We start from the raw sequence: 24889 nt of genomic DNA on the forward strand, positions 1-24889 counted from the left end.
ATGGCATTATTGATCATGATCCTGCGCAAAATGGTCAGCAATAAATGGCTGGAGCTCAGCCTGCTGCTCGGCCTTGTCTTATCCGTCGCCTTGACCAGCAGCATGCCGATCTATACGAGCGCCATTCTGCAGCGGATGCTGAGCCAGCAGCTGCGGAATCTGCAGACGGACAGCGGGCAGTATCCCGGCACTTACTGGCTGACCGCGAGCGGCCCGGGCGCACAGCAGGGCTCCGGCTATCGGGCTACCGACGATTATATGAAAGACAAGGCTGGCGCAAGCTTTGGCATACCGGTTCAGCAATTTGTCCGCGAACGGTCGACCGAGGTGTACAGCTTCCTGCCCTCCGACACCGAGAAAATGGATGTCAACAAGCTGCGCTGGGCAAATTTCACCGTGATAAGCGATGCCGGGAGCCACAGCCGGCTTGTGGACGGACGGATGCCGAAGGATGAGCCCGTCGATGGCGTATATGAGGCGCTTGTCGTACCGGATGCGTTGTCCGAGATGAACCTCGTTCTCGGCAATGTCTTTACGATCAGGGATGACAAGGTCAAGCAAAGCATCCGCGTGAAGCCGGTCGGCGTCATCGAACCGAAGGATGCCGGGGATTTATTCTGGTACAACACGTCGAGCAGCTACAAGAGCAGCTTTCTGATCGGTCTTGATCTGTTCGACCGGGAATTTACGGCCGGAGGCAAGCTGGCGATCAAGGCAAGCTACTGGTATTTCGCTCTCGATTACACGAAGATGACGCTGCGGTCCATGAACGATTTCATTGCCGGCAACCGTTCGATAAGCGCCCATATGGCGGGGAATTATGAGAGCTATTCCAAGAATGTTCCCGCCTTGACGACGTTGAATCAGTACAAGGAGAAACAGGCAAAGCTGAGGATACTGCTCTGGTCGCTGAATGTGCCCGTTTTTCTGATGCTCGGCTTCTATCTGTACATGGTGGCGAACCTGATAACGGACCGGCAGAAGACGGAGATCGCCGTACTGCGCAGCCGGGGAGCCAGCCGCACGCAAATCATATTAAGCTACACGGCCGAAGGGCTGGTGCTCGGGGTGATTGCCTTTCTCATTGGTCCGTATCTGGGCGTCCTGATCACCCGGGTATTGGGCGCATCCAGCGGGTTTCTGGAATTCGTGCAGCGCGCCAGGCTGGACGCCTCGGTCAACCGGGAGGCGTTCGGATACGCCTCCCTCGCCGTGATCGCCTCCCTGCTGATGACACTGCTTCCGGTGCTGCTCGCGACCCGCTTCTCGATCGTGGCGCATAAACAGCAGCAGTCGCAGGCCAACAAGCCGTCGTTCTGGCACAAATACTTCATTGATATCATACTGATCGGCATTTCGCTATATGGTCTGCAGAGCTACGAAACGAGGCTGAGCCGTCTGCTTGCCTCAGGGATCAACACCTCCGATTTGAGCGTCGATCCGCTGCTGTTTCTTATTCCGGCGTTTTTCGTGCTGGGGCTGGGCCTTGCGCTGCTGCGGCTCTATCCATGGCTGATCAAGCTGATTTATCTGATCGGCCGGCGGTGGTGGCCGGCGTCGCTGTATTACACGCTGATCCAGATCGGCCGCACGTCCGCTTCCTTCAAGTTTATTATGGTATTTCTGATCATTACAATCGCGACCGGCATTTTCAGCGCGAGCGCAAACCGCACCATCAACAAAAATGTGGCGGATAAAATCAATTACGGGACCGGGGCCGATATGGCTCTGCAAATCCGTTGGGAGAACGACGCGCCTCCCATTCTGTTATCCGGGATGACGGATAACGAGGAGGGGGAAGAGGGGGGGTCGCCCGAAAGCGCTGCATCCGCTGCGGCGCCGCAAAAGACGCAGTACAGCGAGCCTTCTTTTCTCCCCTTCACCCAAATCCCGGGCGTGGAGCATGCTGCGAAGGTGTTTATCAAGAAGGAAGTCTCTTATTATACGCAGGAGAAGGGACGAGGTGACGCCAATCCGCAGCGTAGGGAACAGGATAAGGTCGAAATGATGGGGATCGACACCTATGAATTTGGTCAAACCGGGTGGATGAGAGACGGTCTGCTCGACTATTCCTTCAGCTCTTATCTGAATCTGATTGCCTCTGATCCGTCTGCCGTGCTTATTTCCCGCTCGATGGCGGAGCAGCACGGCGTGAAGCCGGGAGATCTCATTCAACTTGGCTGGTATGGCGTGGAAGCCGTTGATTTCATCGTATACGGCATCGTCGATTACTGGCCGTCCTGGAATCCCGGCGCGGGCGCCCAGACGCAGACGGCTGCGGAGGACAGTGATTCCAACCAGTCCGGCAGGCCCAATCTCGTCATCGGGAATCTGTCCTATATCCAGAACAGTCTTGGGCTTGAGCCCTATGAGGTCTGGCTGAGGCTGAAGCCGGGGACGTCAAGCGAAACCGTGTACAACGACGTTGTGGATAAAGGCTATGATATCCTCTCGCTGCGGGATGCCAATCAGGAGCGGATCCAGGAGCTTAACGACCCGTTCCAGCTTGCCATCAACGGCGTGATGACGCTTGATTTTATGATTTCGATCGTCATTACATTTCTTGGGTTCCTGCTCTATTGGGTGCTTTCGCTTCTATCGCGGACGCTGCAATTCGGCATTTTGCGGGCGATGGGAATCTCTTATTTCCAGCTGATCGGCATGCTGATCGTCGAACAGCTGCTGATTTCGGGTGCGGCTATCGGAATGGGGATGCTGAGCGGCAATGTGACGAGCCGCTTGTTCGTACGGCTGTTCGAAATGTCCTTCGATCCCAAGACGCAGGTGCTGCCGTTTGAAGTGACCTTCGATGCGCGCGATCAGCTGCGGCTGTATGCCATTGTTACAGGAATGGTGCTCATCGGCATTTTCATCCTTGGGTATACCGTGTCCCGCATCCGGATTCACCAGGCTGTCAAACTGGGGGAGGATTGAAGATGATCCGGTGTGAAAATCTGGTGAAAATTTATAAGCGGGCCGATTTGGAAGTGGTGGCCCTGCAGGGTCTTGATCTGCATGTGGAGGCCGGGGAGCTGACAGCGATTATCGGCAACAGCGGAAGCGGCAAATCGACCCTGTTGAATGTGCTTGGGGGGCTTGACCGCCCTACCGCCGGACAGGTGACTGTGGACGGGAAGGATTTGCTGCAAATATCGGAAAATGAGCTGGTCCTCTATAAGCGGGAAAGCGTCGGTTTTGTCTGGCAGAACAACGCCCGGAATCTGATTCCGTACCTGACCGCGCAGGAGAATGTCGAGCTGCCCATTCTGCTGAAGGGACGGCGAAAGCAGATCCGCGCTCTTGAGCTGCTCGATGCAGTCGGTCTGAGCCACCGGCGGAAAAACCGGCTGAACCAGCTTTCCGGCGGCGAACAGCAGCGGGTGGCCATCGCCATTGCGCTGGCCAATCATCCGAAGCTGCTGCTTGCCGACGAACCGACGGGGTCGGTCGATTCCAATATGGCCAATCAGATCCTCGATCTGTTCCGGAATCTGTGCCGCAGCCTCGGACTGACGATCGTGATCGTCACCCACGACCCGCTGCTGGCCGGGAAGGTGGACCGCGTCATCGCGATCCGCGACGGCAAGACGTCTTCGGAAATGATCCGGCGCAAATCCTATGCGCAGGAGCTGGAGGAACTGGGCAGCGGCGCCGGAGCGGAGCAGCCGGAGCAGTCGCATATCGAATATGCGGTACTGGACAGGGCGTGCCGTCTGCAAATTCCGTCTGCCTATCTCGATGCGATCGGCATGAAGAACAAGAACAAAATCCGGGTGACTTTGGAGGAAGGAAGGATCGTGCTGTCGCCGCCGCAATAGCTGGCGTCAAGGGCAGAAATACGCTGGAATAAGCTAGTCAATATCGAATTGGGATGGGGGAATCGAATCAATGAAACGTATGATTCTGATGCTGGCTGCCGTGTTGATGACGGTGGCATTGGGAGCATGCTCAAACTCCGCTTCGGATGAGCCGGAGAAGAAAACGGTTATCTATGTCGGCAACGACACCATTGGAGATACGCTGACGAAAGGCCATCTGACAGAGCTTGGCTATGAAGTGACAGAGATGACCGACCGGGAGATTACGGATGAGAAAGCGAAGAACTACTCGCTTGTTTATATCAACTCCTCCATCAGCAGCGCCGGCAATATCGGCACGAAGCTGTATAATACCCCCGTTCCTGTCATCTATTCTTCTCCGAAGGTGATGAGCTATAACGATGTATCCGGCACACAGGAGAATACCGACTACGGCAAATTTATCGGCAAGACCATTACGATTAAGGACAGCAAGCATCCGATGGCCGCCGGACTTAGCGGCAGCGTGGATGTCTACAAATCCGACGGCAGCTTCCAGTTCGTGGTGCCGGGCGGCGAGGTGTCGGTGATTGCGACGGCTCCGGATGACGACAAGAAAGCGCTCATCTGCGCCTACGATACGGGAGCGAAAAATATGATCGGGAATGCAGCACCCGCACGCCGCGTGTTTTTCTATCTGTCACCGGAGGACATCATCTATCATACCGACGAGGGCTGGAAGCTTTTCGATGCGGCCATCCATTGGGCGGCGGACGCTGAATAAGCCGCCCCCAGATGAAGCAAACCGCCTATAAAGGTGAAAATATAAGCCCATAATTCTGCTCTTGTTCCATGGTAATTTTAGTAAGGAGCTCGCTATGAATGGAGTTTGGCCTTTTCTATCTATGATTAAGGGGGGGATGCGGCCAAGTTGAGCGAGGCACGCACTTCGTAATGAAAGCGCTTCTAAATTAGATTGATCCTAAAAGGGAGGAATCCATGTTCATGAAAAAATTGTTCATCTCGGCTCTGTTGGTTATTTTGACGCTCACAAGCATAGCCGGCTGCACAGGCAGCAATAATGGCGGCGGGACGCCGGAGCAGTCCAATACCGCGGAGAACCCCGGAACGGAGAATACACCGACGACCCCCGATGATACGGGCGGTGAGGCGGACGACAACACTCTTTTCTTCTATACCGCACAAAATCCGGTTTATGAAGACGAAGCGAATTTCGACCGGCTGATCGGCCAGTACATCAAGAAGAAGTTCCCGGATATTACGCTCAAGCATGTCCACTGGAACGACGGCACGAGATACGAGGATTTGATCGCCAAAGGCACGATTCCGGATATCGTGTTCGAGCAGGTCCGCCGCAATACCTCCAGAATGGTCAAGAAATTCAAGATGGAATACGATATGTCGGATCTGATCAAGCAGTACAACTTCGACATCAGCAAGCTGGACCCCGCAAGCATGGAGGTTATTAAAACGGCTTCGGACGGCAAAATTTATTCGCTGCCCTTTGAATTGAGCGATTTTGTACTGGCGTATAACAAGGATATTTTCGATAAATACGGTCTGGATTATCCGAAGGACGGCATGACATATGATGAAGCCTACGAGCTGGCCAAGAAATTGACCCGCCAGGACGGGGATATCACCTATAAAGGACTTCAGCAGCATCCAAGCCATTATATGATGTACAACCAGCTGTCGGAGCCTTCGCTTGATCCCAATGAGGATAAAGGCGCGATGGATTCGGACAATTGGCTGAAGATCGTCAACAACATCAGACGCTTCTATGAGATTCCCGGCAACCAGTTCACCACGACAACTGACTTCCCGAAAGGGCAGATGGGCATGTCCGTCGATGTGCTGGAGAACGTTCTGAGATGGTCGGTCGAAAATCCGGATTTGAACTTCGACATCGCGTCGGTGCCCGTATTTCCGGAAGCGCCGGGCGCCAAATATCAGCCCAACCTGAACGGGCTCTTCATCACCCAGCAGTCCAAGCACAAGGAGCTTGCCTTCGAGGTTATTCAATACCTGCTCTCCGATGAAGTGCAGGCCGAACGAGCGAAGGAGGCGATTATCGGGCCGCTGAGCTCCGATGTGGTCCAGCAGGCATTCGCCCAGAATATTCCGCAGATGAGCAGCAAGCATACCGAAGCGCTGTTCGCTCTGAAAAGCGCGATGCCGGCGCCCCGCAAACCGGGCCTGACGTTCATTAACCCGCCGGTGCAGCAGGTGTTCCAGCCGAATATATTCGAGCAGTCCAAGGACAGCGCGACGGCGCTTAGGGTCGTCAATGAAATGATCAACAAACAGCTGGCCGAGACCAAGGCGGCGATAGAAGCCGGAGGCGACGGAACCGCCTATCAATAACAGTTTGCGAAGGCCTCTCCTGAATGGGGAGGTCTTTATATCCATATATCTGCCAACAATCAGGAGGATACATAAAATGAAAAAGATTATGCTGCTGCTTGCATCACTTATTATGCTCGTTGGAGCCGCCGGATGCTTTAATAATACCGAGTCCGCGGACACTGCCGGCCAGACGTCCGGGACCGCAGAAGGCAACAATGCCGCAGACGGGACAGATTCGGGTGATGACGAGCTGTTCTTCTATACGGCCCAGAATAAAACCTATGAGGACGAAGCCAGCTTCGACCGCCTGATCGGCCAATATATCAGGAAGAAGTTTCCCGATATTACGCTGAAGCATGTCCATTGGAACGATGGCACGAGGTATGAGGATTTGATGGCCAAAGGAACCATACCCGACATCGTACTCGAGGAAACGTACCGCAATACCCATCGCATGATCGAGAAGTTCGGCCTGGAATATGACATGTCGGATTTGGTCAAAAAATATAATTTCGATATCAACCAGCTGGACCCGGGAAGCATGGAAAAGACCAAAACGGCATCGGACGGCAAACTGTACGCGCTGCCATTCGAATTAAACGATTATGTTCTCGTCTACAACAAGGACCTGTTCGATAAATACGGCGTGGATTACCCGAAGGACGGCATGACCTACGACGAAATCTATTCGCTGGCCCAGAAGATGACCCGTCAGGATGGCGATATCACCTACAAGGGCTACCAGCAGCATCCGAGCCATTATATGTATTACAATCAGCTGTCCGAGCCCGTGCTGGATCCGAATGAAGACAAGGGGGATCTGGATTCGACGGAATGGCTGAAAATCGTCAACAACATCAGACGCTTCTATGAAATCCCCGGCAACCAGTTCACCACGACAACCGACTTCCCCAAAGGGCAGATGGCGATGTCGGTGGATGTGATCGAGAATGTGCTGAATTGGTCTGTCGATTATCCCGATTTGAACTTCGACATCGCATCAGTTCCTGTATTTCCGGAAGCGCCGGCGTACAAATACCAGCCGAACGCGAACGGTCTGTTTATCACGAAGGAGTCGAAGCATAAGGATCTTGCTTTTCAGGTGATCCAGTATTTGCTGTCGGATGAGGTTCAGGATGCCAGATCCAGGGACGCGCTCATCAGCCCGCTGAACAGCGAGGCTGTCCAGCAGGCCTTCGCGCAAAATATTCCGCAGATGAAGGATAAGCATACCGCAAGTATTTTTGCTCTGAAAAGCGCCATGCCAGCATCCCGCAAGCCGGGTCTGACGTTTATCAACCCTCCGGTGCAGCAGGTGTTTCAGCCCAATATATTTGACCAGTCCAAGGACAGCTCCACGGCGCTTCGGGTCGTCAATGAAATGATCGACAAGCAGCTTGCGGAAACGAAGGCGGCCGTGGAGGCAGGGGGCGACGGAACCCAATACCAGTAAGACAGCCCTATGAGACTGATTCCACCTATGTTGTCTTTCGTTCTTCATCGAAATGTGGCATCGAAAGCCGAATCCCGCAGCGTGTCTTCCTTTAGCCCGCGGGAAAGCTTATGTCCCTGCCGCGGGCTGATAGCATAAATCACCTATAGATTAAGTGATCATCACCTATAATCGGCGAAAAGGATCGCAGTATAATGAGGGCAACGATCGGGATGAAAGGAGTGCGAAACGATTGATGGAAGTCCGGCAAACTATGCAGGAAGTGGAACGATGGGCAATGTTGGAGCTAAGCTTTAATGTCCCGTCCGAAGGGGAAGAAAATCCGTACCGGGACGTCCGGTTCTCCGCACGTTTTCAATACAGAAACCGCACGGTTGAGCCGGAAGGCTTCTATGACGGCGATGGCGTTTACCGCATCCGCTTCATGCCGGATGAAACCGGGCCGTGGAGATACGAAACATCAAGCAGCCTCACCGGGCTGGATGGCCATCGCGGCGAGTTTCTCTGCATCCAGCCGTCACCTGGCAATCACGGCCCCGTACGGGTGAAGGACGATTACCTGTTTGTCTATGAGGACGGCAGCTCGTACAGGCCTTTTGGCACGACCTGCTATCATTGGACCCACCATGGGGATGACAAGAATGAGGAGCTGACGCTGCTGACGCTGCAGGACTCCCCTTTCAATAAAGTGCGGATGTGCATACTGCCGACACGGGGGATGAGACCGCCGCATATCGCTTTTGCCGGAACCTGTCCGGAGGATGCGGACCGCTCGCGGTTTAACCCGGTATTCTTTGCCCATTTGGAGCAAAGGCTCGGAGATCTGCAGCGGCTTGGAATCGAGGCCGATCTGATCCTGTTCCACCCATACGATAAAGGCGAGTGGGGGTTCGACGGCATGGACCGGGAAACCGATTTTTTCTATTTGCGGTATGTCATTGCACGCCTGGCTGCCTACCGGAATGTATGGTGGTCCTTATCCAATGAATATGATTTCAATAAATTCAAGACAGTGGAGGATTGGGACAGGCTTATTCAATTCGTCCAGCGCATCGATCCTTACCAGCATCTGCGTTCCATTCACAACGGCACCAAGATGTACGAATCCTCGCTGCTGTACGATTATACGAAGTCCTGGATTACCCACCAGAGCATTCAGCACTGGGATCCCGAATTGACGACGCAGTGGCGGAGCATGGCCGCGAAACCGGTCGTGATCGATGAAATCTGCTATGAGGGAAACAGCTCCCGGAGATGGGGCAACATCTCCGGCGAGGAGATGGCGCACCGCTGCTGGGAAACGGCGGCGCGGGGGGGATACGTCACCCACGGTGAAGCCTTCACCGATAAGGAAACGCGGGCATGGGTATCGTCGGGCGGCGCGCTGTACGGGGAAAGCATGGACAGAATCGCTTTCCTGCGCCGGATTCTGGAGGAAGGACCTGAGGATTGGCTGGGCTCTGCAAGAAATGGCGAGTATTTCCTGTATTATTTTGGACGGCATCAGCATGCCTATTATGAAGTAGCCCTGCCGGAGGAAGGCTCGTATTCCATCGAGCTGATCGATGCCTGGAACATGACTGTAACTCCGGTTATCGGTTCGATCCGGGGACGCTTCCGTGTCGAGCTTCCCAGCCGCCCATATATGGCTCTGCGCATCCGCAAAAACAATCATGGCTTCGCAAGGAGTGAAATCGCTTGAAGGTTACGAAAGAGGTAGAGCGCTGGGGCGTGTTTGAGCTCAGTCTGGCGGGGCCGGACGATGGCAATCCGTTTGTCGACATACAGTTTGGAGCCCGGTTCAGAATAGGAACGCAGGAGTTCGAGGCCGACGGCTTCTATGACGGCGACGGCGTGTACCGGGTCCGTTTCATGCCTGAAACGGAGGGCGTCTGGACATATACGACCGTAAGCGGCTGCCGGTATCTGGACAAAATTGTCGGGGAATTTCACTGCACCCCGCCTTCGGCCGGCAATCACGGACCAGTGCGGGTCAAGGACGAGACACTCTTCGGATATGAGGACGGTACCCGCTATTTTCCGCTGGGCACAACATGCTATGTCTGGCATCTGCAAGACGGGGAGCTGCGGGAGAAAACGCTGCAGACACTGAAGTCTTCGCCTTTCAACAAGCTTCGCATGTGTCTGTTTCCAAAGTCGTACCTGTTTAATCCCGATGAGCCGGAGCATTATCCGTTCGATGGATCGCCAAGGGACGGATTCGACCTTGCGAGATTCAATCCCGCATATTTCGGGGAGCTGGAGCGTAATGTTCTGGCGCTGTCCGAGCTCGGCATCCAGGCGGATCTGATTCTGTTTCACCCGTACGACAAGGGGCGCTGGGGCTTCGACCGGATGAACGCGGAGCAGGATGAGCGCTACCTGCGCTATACGCTCGCCAGACTGGCCGCTTACCGGAATGTATGGTGGTCGCTCGCCAATGAATATGATTTGATGACAGAGAAAAAGCCGGAGGATTGGGACCGGTATTTCCGCATCGTTCAGGAATGCGATTACGGCAATCATCTGCGTTCGATCCATAACTGCCGCGAGCGGTACGATTACGGTAAGCCCTGGGTTACCCACGCCAGCATTCAAACCAATGATGTCAAGGCCGTTTCCGGATGCACGCGCAATTATGGCAAGCCGGTCGTGATCGACGAATGCGGTTATGAAGGAAACATCCATACCCGATGGGGCAGTCTTACGCCGGAAGAGATGGTATGCCGGATTTGGGAAGGGACGTTCCGCGGCGGCTATGTGACGCACGGGGAAACCTACGTCCATCCAGACGATATTCTCTGGTGGTCGCATGGAGGAGAGCTCCATGGAGCAAGCGTGCCGCGGATCGCTTTTCTGGCGCGGCTGCTCGCGGAGGCGCCGGATTCGATCAAATACTGCACCGCTCGCTACGACGCTTCAACGCTGGAAATCGCCGGCGACTTTTATTTTCAGTATTTCGGCCCGCACCGCTTTGCTTTCCGGGAATTTGCCTTCCCCGAAGGAACGTACAAAGCGGATTTGATCGACACCTGGAACATGACGGTAACCCCTTTAGAGGGAAGGTTTGAAGGAAGATCGCGCATCGAGCTGCCGTCGGAGCTTTATTATGCTTTACGGATTCAAAGGGTCAACGAGGATAGTAACGCTATAACGGGAGAGTGACACGGCCTTGGATAAAACAATGGAATCCGCACCCTATTCATCAAAGCTCTGGTACGACAAACCGGCCAAAATCTGGGATGAGGCGCTGCCGATCGGCAATGGACGGCTGGGAGCAATGATTTTCGGCAAGGTCTATCTGGAAAGGCTGCAGTTGAATGAAGATTCCGTGTGGTACGGAGGTGTGAAGAACGGAGATAATCCCGAGGCGAAACGGAATTTGCCCGAAGTCAGGCGGCTGCTCAGGGAAGGGCGGCAGCAGGAGGCGGAGGAGCTGGCCCAGATGGGGATGATGTCGATTCCGAAATCGCTGAATCCGTATCAGCCGCTCGGGGATTTGAACATTTACCATAATGGGGAGAAGGAGATGATCTCGGATTATTACCGGGATCTTGATATCGGGCAGGGAATCGCGCATGTAAGGTACCGCTTGAACGGCGTACGCTACGAGCGCGAGATGTTCAGCAGCTCGGTTGATCAGGTGATCGTCATCCGGATCGCCAGCGAAACGCCGGGCAAATTGAACCTCCGGTTTCAATTGAGCCGGCGCCCCTTCGACGAAGGCACGGCCACGCCAACCGGCGACAGCCTGCTGATGAAGGGGGAATGCGGGAAGAACGGCATTTCCTTCTGCACCGCGCTCAAGGCTTCCGCCAAGGGAGGAACGGTGCAGACGATCGGGGATTTTCTGCTGGTCCGCCATGCCGAGGAGGTCACGCTCTATCTGTCGGCAGCCACGACATTCCGTTTCGACAACCCCGAAGCGGAATGCCTCCGGCAGGTGGAGGCGGCGGCAAGCAAAGGCTTCATGGAGGTGAAGCGGGACCATACTGCGGAGCACACCGCCAAATTCCGGCGGGTCCGGCTTGAGCTCGGGTCCCCTGACAGCGGCGCCCTTGCGCAGAAGGTCCCGACCAATGTGCGGCTGGATCGCTTCAAGGAGGGAAAAGAGGATCTTCCGCTTATTTCGCTATATTTCCAGTACGGGCGCTATCTTCTCATGTCCAGCTCGCGCCCCGGCAGCAATCCTGCGAATTTGCAGGGCATATGGAACGAGAGCTATACCCCGTCCTGGGAGTCGAAGTATACGATCAACATCAACACGGAGATGAATTATTGGCCTGCCGAATCATGCAATCTGTCCGAATGCCATGAACCGCTGTTCGATCTGATCGAGCGGATGAGGCCCAATGGCAGAAGAACGGCTTCCGAAATATACGGCTGCGGCGGGTTCGTCGCCCATCATAATACGGATATGTGGGGATCGACGCAAATCGAAGGCAATCATATGCCGGCATCGGTATGGCCGATGGGCGCGGCCTGGCTTTCCCTGCATCTTTGGGAGCATTACAGGTTCGGCATGGATGAGGCGTTTCTGCGTGAGAAGGCGTTCCCGGTCATGCGCGAAGCGGCGGATTTTTTCCTGGACTACTTGACGGAGGATGAGCAGGGACGGCTCATAACCGGACCTTCCACTTCACCCGAGAACCGGTTTATCCGTTCCAATGGAGCAGTGGGCTCGCTCTGCATGGCTCCATCCATGGATACGCAAATTGTGTATACGCTGCTAAGCGCGTGCCTGGAGGCGGCGAAGATGGTGCCGACGGATGAGATGCTTTGCCGCAAATGGGAGGATACGCTGCGCCGTCTGCCTCAGCCGCAGATCGGCAAATACGGCCAGCTGCAGGAATGGCTGGAGGACTGGGATGAGGCCAAAGCGGGACATCGGCATATCTCCCATCTCTTCGCCCTGTACCCCGGGGAAATGATCCATGTCCGCGATACGCCGGAATGGGCGGCGGCGGCGGCGCGGGCGCTGGAGCGCAGGCTGGAAAACGGCGGGGGACATACAGGTTGGAGCCGGGCATGGATTGTGAATTTCTGGGCGCGGCTGGAACAGCAGGAGAAGGCTTACGAGCATTTGAAGCTGCTGATTGCCAACTCCACGCTGCCGAATCTGTTCGACAATCACCCCCCGTTCCAGATTGACGGCAACTTCGGCGGAACGGCGGGCGTTGCGGAAATGCTGCTGCAGTCTCACCGCGGACAATTGAATCTGCTGCCGGCGCTGCCAGGCGCCTGGAAGCAGGGCAGCGTTCAGGGACTAAGGGCGCGTGGCGGTTATACAGTCGATCTGGAATGGGCTGATGGACAGCTTGCAGGCTGCCGGATTATCGCGACGAAGAGCGGATTATGCCGGGTCGTATACGCTTATCCGCTGATGACGCTGCATATCGCTGCGGATCAGGCGGAGGTCGCACGAACCTCAGACGGGTTCATCACGGAATTCGAAGCAGAAGCGGGCAGAACTTATTTCCTGACCCCGGTGCGCCGTGAGCTGCGCGCTTCAGCGTTTATGGGAAACGCAGGCGAGATGGACAGGAGTGAAGCTCTTTAACGCAGAATCCGGCGGCACAGTGCTGCCGGAATTATAATTTTCCGCCAGGGGGCATGAAATGGAGCGACATCGTCAGCACGACCCGTTTGCGGAAATCGCTTCCCGCGAGCATCCGTCTAATGGGGAACATTTTAAGGAGATCCCGCCGTTAGCTTATCAGAAAACCTATTTTGCGCCCGGCCGGCAAGCATCGGATAAACCGGAGGAAGCCTCGTATGAGCAGCAGCTTGCCCTTTTTCAGGAGCAGCTTGAACAGCTTCGCGGCCAATATGCGCCATTTCTGCGAAAGCTGGCGCCAGAGGCCAGCCTGGAGCGTTCACGGATAGAGCTCGCCGAATTTCAATTCCGTTACAAGGCGGAGGAGGACAGCCGGTTCCGGCGCATCCTGGAGGGCGAGGGCAAATGGGAGACGGCGGGTATTCCCGATTTTCGGGGACCGACGGATGAAGAAGGACGTTGGACGGGATATTACCGCACCGAATTCGCTTTCCGCCCGGCTTCGCCGGATAATCGCGTTTATATCGCATTCAAGGGAGTCGACTACAAGGCGGCTGTCTATTTCAATGACAAATGCGTAGGCGCGCATGAGGGCTTCTTCGCCCCTTTCGAATTCGACGTGACGGAGCTGCTGCAGGAGAACAATACGCTTGTGATCGAAGTACAAAACGATTATCCCATGATGGGTGTCGGCGGAACGCTGCTGGACGGGGACAAAATATATGCGGCGACCGGTCCGGGGTGGGACGATCCGGAAAGCGGCTGGCATCACTGCCCTCCGGGCGCCGGCTTGTATAACAAGGTATTTGTGGAGGAAAGGCCGCCGCTGTTCATCAAGGACATATTCGTCAGGCCCAATATAGACGAAGCGTATGCGGAGATATGGGTGGACGCGGAGAATGCGACGGACGGCCTGATCGAGGACAGGGAAATATGCATCGAAATTCTGCCGGACAACTTCACCGGTGAGACATACGGTCCTTTTTCGTTCGTTATAGCGTATGCCGGCCCGGGAATGAACTATTTCAGGTACAGGATCGAATTGCCGGCTTTCCGGCTGTGGGAGCTGGAATCGCCCTGCTTGTATGTAGCCCGCGTCTCTCTGGGGAGCGGAGGCCAATGGACCGATTGTCGGGACCGCCATTTCGGGATGCGGAAATTTCAACTGGATGAACAGTCGCTGCCGAAGGGGTCTCTCTATCTCAACAACCGCCCGATTATACTGCGCGGCGCCAATGAGATGGGCCATCTCCAGCAGTGTGTGATGCGCGGTGATGACGGGCAGCTGATCGACGACATCCTCATCGCCAAGCTGGCAAATATGAATTTTTTCCGGATGACGCAGCGTCCCGTACAGGAAGAAATTTACGATTATTTCGACCGTCTTGGCATGCTGCATCAAAGCGATTTGCCGACGTTCGGCCATATCCGGCGCAATCAGTTCGTCGAAGCGGTGCGGCAGGCGGCGGAGATGGAACGGCTCATCAGGAGCCATCCGTCCTCCGTCATCGTATCGCTGATCAATGAGCCTTCGCGGACGGAGAAGAGAAGGAAAGGCCATCGTTTCCTGTTCCGCGATGAACTGGAAGCGTTCTTCGTCGCGGCCAGGCAGGCGATTTATATCGAGAATCCGGATCGCGTCGTCAAGAACACCGACGGAGATTACGACCCGCCGACCCGCGAGGGGCTTCCCGATTTTCATTGCTACACCATGTGGTACACCGACAATATTATGCCCGTCGGCAAAATGCACCAAGGCTTCCTGCCGCCCATCCGGGAGGGATGGAAGGCGGGCTGCGGCGAATACGGAGCGGAGGGGCTCGATAATCTGGATGTCATGAGGGCTTATTATCCCAAGGCTTGGCTTCCAGCCGTCGAAAGCGAGAATGAGCCCTGGACCCCCGAGAAAATCGTCCGTGCGCAGACATACGGCATGCACGGCGACTGGTATACGGAGCAGCGGACGATCGGGGAATGGATTCGCGCCAGCCAGCGGCATCAAAGCCTGGCGACGAAATGGATGACGGACGCATGGAGAAGAAGAGTCGATTATGTCGTTTCCACCGCCGTGCATCTGCTGATTGACGCATGGCCTTCCGGCTGGATGAAGGCGCTGGTCGGCGTCGACCGGGTCCCGAAGCCGGCCTATTTCATTTACCGCTCCTGTCTGGAGCCGGTCCGCGTTCATCTGCGCTGCGACAGGCTGAAGGCGTACGAGGGGGAACAGCTGGAGATCGAGGTGTGGCTTCTGAATGACACGGCAAATGCGCTTGAGAACTGCCGCATTCTCGCGACGCTGCGGGACGAAGCAGGCGATTATGGGCATTATGAGCTGCCTGCGGAGTCCGTCCCGCATACGGCCTCGAAGTATGCGGGCACGATCCGGTTCACCGTTCCTCAGGTCACGGAAAGGCGTTGTCTGTATGTGGACGCTTCCCTGCTTGACGAGGCCGGAAATGCCGTGAACAGGGAACGCCTGGAGTTCGAAGCGTTTCCGGATATCGCAGCCGGGAGTCTTCCTATTAAGGCCGCATATATCGGGGAGGATGCCAAGCGGCTTGCCGCCTCATTGCGGCTGTCTGCGGAGGCGGTTAAAGAGACCGGGGCGGATGAGGGCGCGGACTGGCGCGGCGATGTTCCGCTTATCGTCTCGTCAGGCAAGGAATTCGCGGTCCGCAAGGCTTCCCTGCTGAAGCGGGTGAGGGAAGGCGCTTCACTCCTGCTGATCCGCGGCAGCGGCAGCGGAGGCGAGCAGGATGCCTGGGAGATTGAAGGGGAAAATGTGGAAGCGGTCAGAATGAAAACCAGATACACGCTGGCGATTGAACGCGGAACGCCCGGCCTGGAATGGATGAGAGAAGACGATTTCTCTTACTTCTATGACAAGAGCTGCGGGCGGATCGAGGGAATGGCCGACAGCCAGCTGGCGGGGAAAGGGCTGGAGACCATTGTGTTCACCTATCTGTACCGGCGCTCGGCCGGCGAGAAGGTTAAGCTGCCTGTCGTTGCAAGCAAGCTTCTCGGTAAGGGTGTCATCTATTTCATCGCGCTGCCGCTTGCCGGACGGGTCGGCTGCAATCCGGTGCTTGACCGGTTCCTTATTTCCTTGCTGGGGAGTTCCGGCCGCGGTCATGAGGCCGCTGCGGTGCAGTCGGTGTCCAGTCAGGAAAGGCAGGCCTAATTCCAGTGCAGCGATTCAAGCGTTTCCAGCGATTTCAAGGAGGAGGCGACTATTCGGCCATGTGGGAAAAACTCGAGAACTCGCGGGTTGCAGGCTTCGATGTGAGAAGCCAGCTGCCGCGGCTGGTATACGAAGCGGCGATGCGCGCGGCGGCGGAAGGCGAACGGGAGCGGGCGAAGCTTCAAACGATTGCGGACGTGGAGCGCCGGCAGATGGCCGTCCGCGAAGGCATCGAGCGGTCCGTCGGGGGCATGCCGCCAATGGACACTCCGCTGAATCCATGGATTTCCGGGATCGTCGAGGGCAGCGGCTTCCGTATCGAGAAAGTGATATTTGAATCGAGGCCCAATGTGCATGTAACCGCGAACTTATACGTTCCAGCGGGCATCGAACGGCCGCGCGGCGCGGTGCTGCTGTTATGCGGCCACCGCGAGAAGGCCAAGCATTGCGACGAATATCAGACCGCCTGCCATCACCTCGTTCATGCCGGACTTGTCGTATTGGCGATTGATCCGATCGGCCAGGGAGAGCGGTTGAACTTGTTTGACCCGGTCACGAGGCAGGCCCTCATGTCAAGCGTGCGGGATCATGAGAATGCCGGCCGCAGGCTCCTGCCGATGGGCGACAGCCTGGCGCGCTTCATGCTGCATGACGCAGTCCGGGCGATCGACTATTTATGCACCCGGCCGGAGGTCGATCCTAACCGGATCGGAGCAATCGGCCATTCCGGCGGGGGGATGCAGACCTCGCTCCTGATGATGTACGACCGCCGGTTAGCGGCTGCCGCACCCGGCGGATTCATCATGAACCGCCCGTACTTCCTGCTTACCGGCAAGACGCAGGACGCGGAGCAGAAATGGCCCGGCTTCTCGGCGTCCGGCTTCGATCATGAGGATATTGTGCTTGCCATGGCGCCCCGTCCGGTTCTTGTGCTTGCGACAACTTACGATTCCGTCCCGATCGAAGGGCCGCGTCATACGGTCGGAGTGAACAAAAGGTTCTGGGAGCTGTTCGGACAGGGCGATCGTCTGGAATTGTACGAGGACGAGAACGCGCACCGCTTCACTGTCCCGCTGGTGCGCGCGGCCGTCCGGTTCTTCTCGAAGCATCTGCTGGAAACTTCCGGGCCTCCGGCTGAGAAAAGCATTGAGCTGCTGCCGCCGGAGCAGCTGTGGTGCACCCGGAGCGGACAGGTGATCGGAGAGCTGGACGGGGCAATGGGCATATATGATGAGAATGGGAAGCGGCTTGCGGAGATCGAGTCGGAGAGGCGGCAGCTTCAGGGCGGTATGCTGAAGCAAAAGGCTGTGGAATGGCTGCGATCAGCCGTTTATGCAGGCAGGTGCCCCGTTGACATGAATCCCCGCCATGCCGGAGGCGGCGTTTATGACGGGATGCTGGTAAGCCGCGCCGTATGGTGGAGCCAGCGCGGCTTGTTGAATCATGCCCTGTTTTTCAGCGACGACTGTCCGGAAAGCGGCAAACGTCCGGTAACCATAGCAGTTTGGGACCGCGGGACACATTGCCTGGAGCCGCATGCTTCATGGATCCGGCAGGCCTGTTCGGCGGGCAGAATCGTTATGGTGCTCAATCCTACAGCGGTTGGCCCCCTTCTGCCGCATCTGGACGAACCGGATGAAGATCCGTATAAGCTGTTTGGTGTTCTCGACAAGCATACGGATGAATTGATGTGGCTTGGTGACAGTCTGGCGGCCATGCGCGTCTATGATGTTCTGCGCGCCGTGGATCTGGCGGCGGGAATGGCTGACGTGGTCGACGAAGAGGATATCGAATTATACGGCTGCGGCAGGTATGCGGTATATGCGGGCTGGGCCGCAATGCTCCAGCCGAAGGTAAAAAGCGTCAGGATGGACCGCTCCTTCGTCAGCCTGGCGGAATGGATCCGCAGTCCATGGGGTGAGTCTGAAGACTCGCTCAGCTATATACTTCCCGACATGCTGCGGTATTTCGACCTGCCGGACATGGACCGGTGGCTGGAGGCGGAAGGCCGTTTGAAGCGGGAAGCTGAACCCGCCGCAGTCGAAGCCGATCTTAACCGGGCCAACTGATCTGTTTCAAGAATCGAATGATGGAGGTTGAATCAAGTGAAGCTGCTGCAAGGAGTTATTCCTGTGATTATGACGCCCTTTACGAAGGATCAGGAAATAAACGAGGGCGCGCTGCGCCGGTTTGTCCGACGCTTTCTGGACGCCGGCGCACACGGGCTGTTTGGTCTCGGCACGAACGGGGAATTTTTCTCCCTTACGCAGGAGGAGAAAATCCGGATCATGAAGATCGTCGTGGAAGAAGCGAAAGGAAAGGTTCCGATTTATGCGGGAACGGGCGGCATCAGCACAAGAGAGGTCGCGGCGCTGTCCGAGCGGATGGAGGAGATCGGAGCGGATGCGCTGTCGATCATTGCGCCGTACTTTCTTCCCTTCACCCAGCAGGAGCTGATCGACCATTACCGGAGCGTCGCCGCGTCGGTATCGCTGCCGATCGTGCTGTACAATTTCCCCGCACGGACGGGTGTCAATCTCGAGCCGCGGACGGTCGCGGAGCTTGCGAAAGTCGGCAATATCGTCGCGATCAAGGACAGCAGCGGCAGCCTGGATTTGATTAAGCAGTACATTGCCGCTGCGGGGCCGGATTTTGCCGTCCTCTCCGGTTCGGACGCTCTGCTCCTGCAGACGCTGAGAGCTGGGGGAAAAGGCGGCGTCAGCGGGTCGGCCAACGTGCTGCCGGAGCTGCTTGTATCCATCTATAACCTTTGGCAAAACGGTGATGAGGAGGCGGCCGAGAAGGCGCAGGCGCTGCTGGCTCCACTGTCGCAAGTGTACCAGAAGGCGACGCTGCCGTCGGTATTCAAGGAAGCGATGAACCGTATGGGACTTGACGCAGGTCCATGCCGGTCACCGATCGCTCCGCTTAATCCGGATGCTTCCGCAGAGCTCGATCATGTGCTCGGATACTACCGGGAGCTGGGCTGCATCCGCGAGGAATTGTCATGAAATGAATGACGACAGGATACAGCTTTATATTCAGCTTCGAGTCGGATAACCGGGGGATGCTCCGTTGTCCGGAAAATGCGAGTAAGCGGGTTGGGCGTTTAGAGGATGGGATCGGGAAAGGGGACAGGATAAGTGGCGACAATAGTGGTGGATGGCCGCGGGGAAGGCGATTTCCGGACCGTCCAGGAGGCGGTGGCGGCTGCACCGGAGCATTCCGACGGGAGGACGGTTATTTATATCCGCAAGGGCATTTACGAAGAGAAGGTTATCGTTCCGGCAAGCAAGAAGGGGCTTAGTCTGATCGGGGAAAGCCGCGAGGGCACTGTGCTCGTTTATTCGGATTACGCGAACATGATCGGACAGGATGGCATGAAGATCGGCAACGACAACAGCGCCAGCACCTATGTTTACGCCGATGATTTCCACGCGGAAAGACTCACCTTCTCCAATCAGGCCGGATTGTACAAAGGGCAGGCGCTGGCGCTGGCCGTGGCCGGAGACCGGGCCGTCTTCCGCGACGTCTGTATCCGGGGAAACCAGGATACCTTGTACACGCCCGGACAGGGAAGACAATATTACGCAGACAGTTACATCGAGGGAACGGTCGATTTTATATTCGGATCGGCGACGGCGGTGTTCGAGCGATGTGAAATTCACAGCATCCGAAGACATAGCGGATATGTGACCGCTGCCTCCACAGCCGAGGAGCAGGCTTATGGCTACGTCTTTGTCAACTGCAAGCTGACCGGCGCAGCGCCGGAGCACAGCGTCAGTCTCGGCAGGCCTTGGCGGCCGCACGCCAAGGTCGCGTTTGTCCGCTCGTGGATGGACCGCCACATCCGGCCGGCGGGCTGGGACAACTGGCGCGATCCGAGCCGGGAAAAGACGGCCTCGTTCGCCGAATTCGGCAGCACCGGTCCGGGTGCCCGGCCGGAAAGCCGCGCAGCCTGGGCGAAACGGCTGCCGGGACCGGAAGCCGACGGGCTGAAATCGTCCGCGCTGGGCGGAAGCGATGGATGGGACCCCGATGCAATGACGGTGGATTACAGCGGATTGTAAAGAGTGGAATCCCGAAACATTGGTGGTTGAACGTACCGGATAGTCAAGATGGGAGACGGCGGATCTGCTGCGGCGCGTGTGTAAGATCCATTCTACAGGATGTATCTCATGAGCCTGGAATGGAAAATGGTCTTGCCGATCTTTTTTTGAACGTTGTGAAAATATAAATCAGGCTCAATATCCATACAGTAATTGGAAGAAGACGAAGAAACTTGCGGTTGCCGCCATAAATCCGCGACGATGCTGTTTCTTCTTACGATATCAGAAGGCGAAAGTATGGCACGGTGAAGCCGCCAATTCCAGCAAGCAAAATCCTTCTTGCAGGCCGGCTGCCCGGAGGTTGAGGTTCTGTAAACGGGAAAAACCGTGCAGCATCGCCAACCGGCGTAGTAAGTATGTATTAAGAATGACGACCTGGACAGGCGGCCATCTCCGGCCCGTCGTCTTGCGCAGGATATCCCTATAGAAGAAGCGGATTCCGCCTAAAAATAGGATTTTACCCCGAGTTATAATGAACTCCAGAAGGTCGAGGGGCCGCACGGCGCGTACCCTGGACCGGGCAAAGGAGCAAATGCGATGAGTCCATATGGAGAATTGACGAGGGAGTTTATTTTTGAAGAAGAGCGGCCGTTCCGGAGCTGCCACGCATCTACGCTGGTCGTGCTGCCGGATGAAACGGTTATTGCGGGCTGGTTCGGCGGTTCCCGGGAGGGAGCCGGAGATGTGGCAATCTGGGCAGCACGTAGAACCGACGGCGTCTGGTCGTCCCCGGAGAAGCTGGCGGACCAAGACGATATGCCGCACTGGAATCCCGTGCTTTTTCGCCGGGACGACGGATTGATCATGCTCTATTATAAAATTGGAAAAACCATATCGTCATGGATGACGATGGTCATGAGCTCTGCGGATGGCGGAATTACCTGGAGTCCTCCGAAGCAGCTCGTCGAAGGGGATATCGGAGGAAGAGGGCCGGTGAAAAATAAACCGGTTATCCTGTCCGACGGCACGATTGCGGCGCCTGCATCGCTGGAGCCAGCCTGGGACGCCTTTGTGGATTTGTCCCGGGACGGAGGCGAAACTTGGGTCCGCAGCGAAACGGTTCCTCTTGACCACAGCGTTCTGCTTGGCAAAGGCATCATCCAGCCGGCAATATGGGAATCTCATCCGGGCATCGTACATATGCTGACCCGCAGTACGGAAGGCGCGATCTATCGGAGCGATTCCCGGGACGGCGGCAAAACCTGGAGTCCGGCGTATCCGACGGACCTCCCCAACAACAACAGCGGAATCGATCTGGTCAGGGCGGATGACGGGCTGCTCGCGCTAGTCTACAATCCCGTGCGCCCGGAGGCGGGCAGCACCAAAGGCCCCCGAACCCCGCTGGTCATCCGATTATCGGAAGACAACGGACAAACATGGCACTCCGAGCTCCTGCTCGATCAGGGCGAGAAGCAGTATTCCTATCCGGCCGTTGTGGCTCGCGGAGATCATCTGTATGTGACGTATACATGGAAAAGAGAAAGAATCGCTTTCTGCCGGATACCCCTGTGCCGCCAGGCAGACAAGACATGAGGAGGAGTTTCACTTGACACATTGGTCCCTGTCGGAGCCCGGCATCCAAAACAATCACCCGGAGCTGCCGTCATTTCCAAATAAGGTGTATTCCATCGCCGATTTCGGCGCGGTCGGGGACGGAGCGACGATGAATACCGCTGCCATTAACAGCGCGATTGAAGCCTGCTCCTCACTTGGGGGCGGAACGGTGAAGATTCCGCCGGGCATATGGCTGACCGGTCCGCTCAGGCTGCAAAGCGGTATCAACCTCCATGCGGAGGGGGGAGGGCTGGTGCTGTTCAGCAGGAGCTTCGACGATTATCCGCTCATCCATACAAGCTATGAAGGCTTGAGAACGGTGCGCTGCATCTCGCCGCTTTACGGAGCCGATCTGCATGACATCGCCATAACGGGAAAAGGCGTATTCGACGGATCGGGGGATGCGTGGCGTCCAGTCAAACGGATGAAGATGACCGAGCATCAGTGGAGGGCGCTCACCTCCTCCGGCGGCGTGACGGACGTAAGTGGGCGGATGTGGTGGCCGACGGAGCAGGCGATTCGGGGAGCAGCGATCGCCAAGCAATTGATTGAGGGTGGCGCAGCTGAACCGGAGGCTTACCTTCCGGCGCGGGACTTCCTGAGACCGGCGCTGCTGCAGCTGGACCGGTGCCGCCGTGTACTTCTCGAGGGGACAACGTTTCAAAATTCCCCCAGCTGGTGCCTGCATCCATGGCTTTGCGAGCATGTCACGATCCGCGGCATAACCGTCAAAAATCCGTGGTATTCCCAGAACGGAGACGGTCTGGATCTCGATTCATGCCGTTATGTGGAGATTGCCGATTCGCAGTTCGACGTTGGCGACGATGCCATTTGCATCAAATCGGGCAAGGATGCGGACGGGCGGGAGCTCGGTGCGCCGTGCGAGAATATCAGCATACATGATTGCACCGTGTATCACGGACACGGAGGCTTCGTCATCGGCAGCGAGATGTCCGGCGGCGTGCGAAACGTCTCCATCACGGATTGTCTGTTCATGGGCACCGACAACGGTCTGCGGTTCAAGACGGCAAGGGGACGCGGCGGTGTAGTGGAGAACATCCGGGTACGAAACATCAGGATGGTCGGCATTCCCAAAGAAGCGATTACCTTCAGCATGTTCTACAGCCATGCAGGCTCGGAACACCCGGTTGTCGAGCCGGTATCGGAGGGAACCCCGGTATTCCGCGATTTTCTGTTCGAGCATATCTATTGTACGGGCGCCAACCAGGCGGTTCATATGAAGGGGCTTGCGGAAATGCCGATTGAAAATATCCGGTTTCACGATGTGAATATCGTCTCGAAGAAAGGGATTTCCATGGAATTCGTACGAAATGCAAGCTTTGCCGATGTGACGGTCACGACTGGGCAGGGTCCGCTGCTGTCGCTTCACGAATGCGGCGATATCCGGCTGGAGAGGATATCGCCGCAGGCTGCGGACCAGCCGTTTATGGAGGTAGGCGGCGCCGGAACGTCCAATGTGGAGATCCACGGCACGGGAGCGGCACTATATAGGGTGGAATGCGCACCGGAAACAGATGCCTCGCAAATTCGGATTTATACAGGAGAGGAGCGGGAAGCGGAATGATTGCGGATTTTCGACTGCAGGGTGAAACATTAAGGAGTGTGAGCGGAATGGAACGGTTTAACGGAGTCATTGCGCCATCGGAAAACGATCCGGAAGTGATGGAAGGTTTCCTTCCGATAAAATATGAAGCGGACAGCCATTCGGCCAATTTGCTGGCGCTCGACAATGGCGACTTGCTGTGCGTCTGGTTTTCAGGCAGCGGGGAAGGGAATCCGGATACGAATATCGTCATGTCGAGACTGCCCTCTGGCACGGGCTGCTGGTCGGAACCGGAGGTGCTGGCCAGCGACCCGGTGCGCTCCGAGCAGAATCCCGTCCTGTTTCAGGAGCCGGGAGGCGGGAAGGTATGGTTGTTCCATACGTCCAATCAGCCCCATGATCAGAAGACGTCAAGGGTTGTGAGCCGCATTTCGGAGGACCGCGGGCAGACCTGGGGACCAGCGGAAACACTGTTTGACGGACCGGGCATTTTCTTGCGGCATCCGGTAGTTGTGCTGAGGGACGGAGCCTGGCTGCTGCCGGCTTATTATTGCAAATCCGGCGGGCATTACAGCGTCGTCAAAATCAGCCCGGATCAGGGCGGCACATGGGAAGAGCATGAGGTGCCGAACAGCCTTCACTGCGTGCAGATGAATGTCATCGAGCGGAGTGACGGAAGTCTGTACGCCATGTTCCGCAGCCGCCATGCCGACCGGATCTATACAAGCGTCTCTCCGGATGGACGCAATTGGTCGGTTCCCGAGAAAAGCATGCTGCCGAACAACAACTCCTCCATGCAGGCAACTGCTCTGCCGGACGGACGCTGGGCGCTCATCTTCAACAATTCCTCGATCGAGCGCGACCAGTTCCGCTGGGTGAAGAAAGGGGACGGTTTCCGGCGCAAGACGCTTCGGACGCCGCTCACATTGGCCGTATCGGAGGATGAGGGAAGAACGTGGCCCCACATCCGAAACGTCCAGACGGCCGATCTGGAATACAAGGAAAGGGAAGTGGGCTATTCCTATCCCAGCATTATTTCCACCGGCGACGGGAAGCTGCATATCGCCTTTTCCTATTTGCGCAAAACGATCAAATATGTCCGTGTCAGCGAGGAATGGGCCAGCAAGCTCAGTTTTACCGGCCTTTAAGCCGTAGGCATACGGACCAGCGGATAGGCAGCCATGTTGAATATCTAGGCATCATAAAGGAAGCAGGCTGCCTGCAAGAAGCTTTGGGCAGCCTGCTTTTGTTTTATAAATTTCTATAGAATTTGAAGAAACTTAATATGATTCCAGATGATGGTA

At 56.4% G+C, this 24889-nt stretch carries 15 protein-coding genes; all 15 read left to right on the forward strand.

Annotated elements, in window-relative coordinates; all coding sequences use genetic code 11:
* Positions 1–2934, forward strand: coding sequence for an ABC transporter permease (locus AC0YNV_RS06475; RefSeq protein ID WP_475766809.1), 2934 nt, complete (start codon positions 1–3; stop codon positions 2932–2934).
* A gap of 2 nt (positions 2935–2936) precedes the next feature.
* Complete coding sequence (locus tag AC0YNV_RS06480; RefSeq protein ID WP_475766812.1) at positions 2937–3818, forward strand: ABC transporter ATP-binding protein; 882 nt, start codon at positions 2937–2939, stop codon at positions 3816–3818.
* Between the two features lie 70 nt (positions 3819–3888).
* Positions 3889–4581, forward strand: coding sequence for a hypothetical protein (locus AC0YNV_RS06485; RefSeq protein ID WP_210045957.1), 693 nt, complete (start codon positions 3889–3891; stop codon positions 4579–4581).
* 221 nt (positions 4582–4802) lie between these two features.
* Positions 4803–6185: an ABC transporter substrate-binding protein gene (locus AC0YNV_RS06490; RefSeq protein ID WP_475766814.1), complete on the forward strand. Its 1383-nt coding sequence runs from the start codon at positions 4803–4805 to the stop codon at positions 6183–6185.
* 76 nt (positions 6186–6261) lie between these two features.
* A complete protein-coding gene (locus AC0YNV_RS06495) occupies positions 6262–7620 on the forward strand; it encodes an ABC transporter substrate-binding protein (RefSeq protein WP_475766815.1) in 1359 nt (452 codons plus the stop codon).
* 235 nt (positions 7621–7855) lie between these two features.
* The gene (locus AC0YNV_RS06500) at positions 7856–9322 is read left to right on the forward strand and encodes a DUF5060 domain-containing protein (protein WP_475766817.1); all 1467 of its coding nucleotides are present in this window, start codon (positions 7856–7858) and stop codon (positions 9320–9322) included.
* The gene (locus AC0YNV_RS06505; RefSeq protein WP_475766819.1) at positions 9319–10785 is read left to right on the forward strand and encodes a DUF5060 domain-containing protein; all 1467 of its coding nucleotides are present in this window, start codon (positions 9319–9321) and stop codon (positions 10783–10785) included. The genes AC0YNV_RS06500 and AC0YNV_RS06505 overlap by 4 nt, the downstream gene beginning before the upstream one ends.
* Before the next feature lie 7 nt (positions 10786–10792).
* Positions 10793–13180: a glycoside hydrolase family 95 protein gene (locus tag AC0YNV_RS06510; RefSeq protein WP_475766820.1), complete on the forward strand. Its 2388-nt coding sequence runs from the start codon at positions 10793–10795 to the stop codon at positions 13178–13180.
* A 58-nt stretch (positions 13181–13238) separates the two neighbouring features.
* Complete coding sequence (locus tag AC0YNV_RS06515; RefSeq protein ID WP_475766822.1) at positions 13239–16358, forward strand: glycosyl hydrolase 2 galactose-binding domain-containing protein; 3120 nt, start codon at positions 13239–13241, stop codon at positions 16356–16358.
* 59 nt (positions 16359–16417) lie between these two features.
* Positions 16418–18427: an alpha/beta hydrolase family protein gene (locus AC0YNV_RS06520; protein WP_475766823.1), complete on the forward strand. Its 2010-nt coding sequence runs from the start codon at positions 16418–16420 to the stop codon at positions 18425–18427.
* A gap of 36 nt (positions 18428–18463) precedes the next feature.
* Entirely contained in the window at positions 18464–19369 is a 906-nt protein-coding gene (gene dapA / locus AC0YNV_RS06525; protein ID WP_475766825.1) for a 4-hydroxy-tetrahydrodipicolinate synthase, read from the forward strand.
* 132 nt (positions 19370–19501) lie between these two features.
* Positions 19502–20428, forward strand: a complete 927-nt coding sequence (locus AC0YNV_RS06530) for a pectinesterase family protein (RefSeq protein ID WP_475766827.1) — start codon at positions 19502–19504, stop codon at positions 20426–20428.
* 576 nt (positions 20429–21004) lie between these two features.
* Positions 21005–22000: a sialidase family protein gene (locus AC0YNV_RS06535; RefSeq protein ID WP_475766828.1), complete on the forward strand. Its 996-nt coding sequence runs from the start codon at positions 21005–21007 to the stop codon at positions 21998–22000.
* Positions 22001–22013: 13 nt separating this feature from the next.
* A complete protein-coding gene (locus AC0YNV_RS06540; RefSeq protein ID WP_475766830.1) occupies positions 22014–23606 on the forward strand; it encodes a glycoside hydrolase family 28 protein in 1593 nt (530 codons plus the stop codon).
* A gap of 47 nt (positions 23607–23653) precedes the next feature.
* Entirely contained in the window at positions 23654–24733 is a 1080-nt protein-coding gene (locus AC0YNV_RS06545; protein WP_475766832.1) for a sialidase family protein, read from the forward strand.
* The last annotated feature ends 156 nt before the right edge of the window (positions 24734–24889 follow it).

The sequence above is a fragment of the Paenibacillus sp. JT31N11 genome (assembly GCF_056269285.1).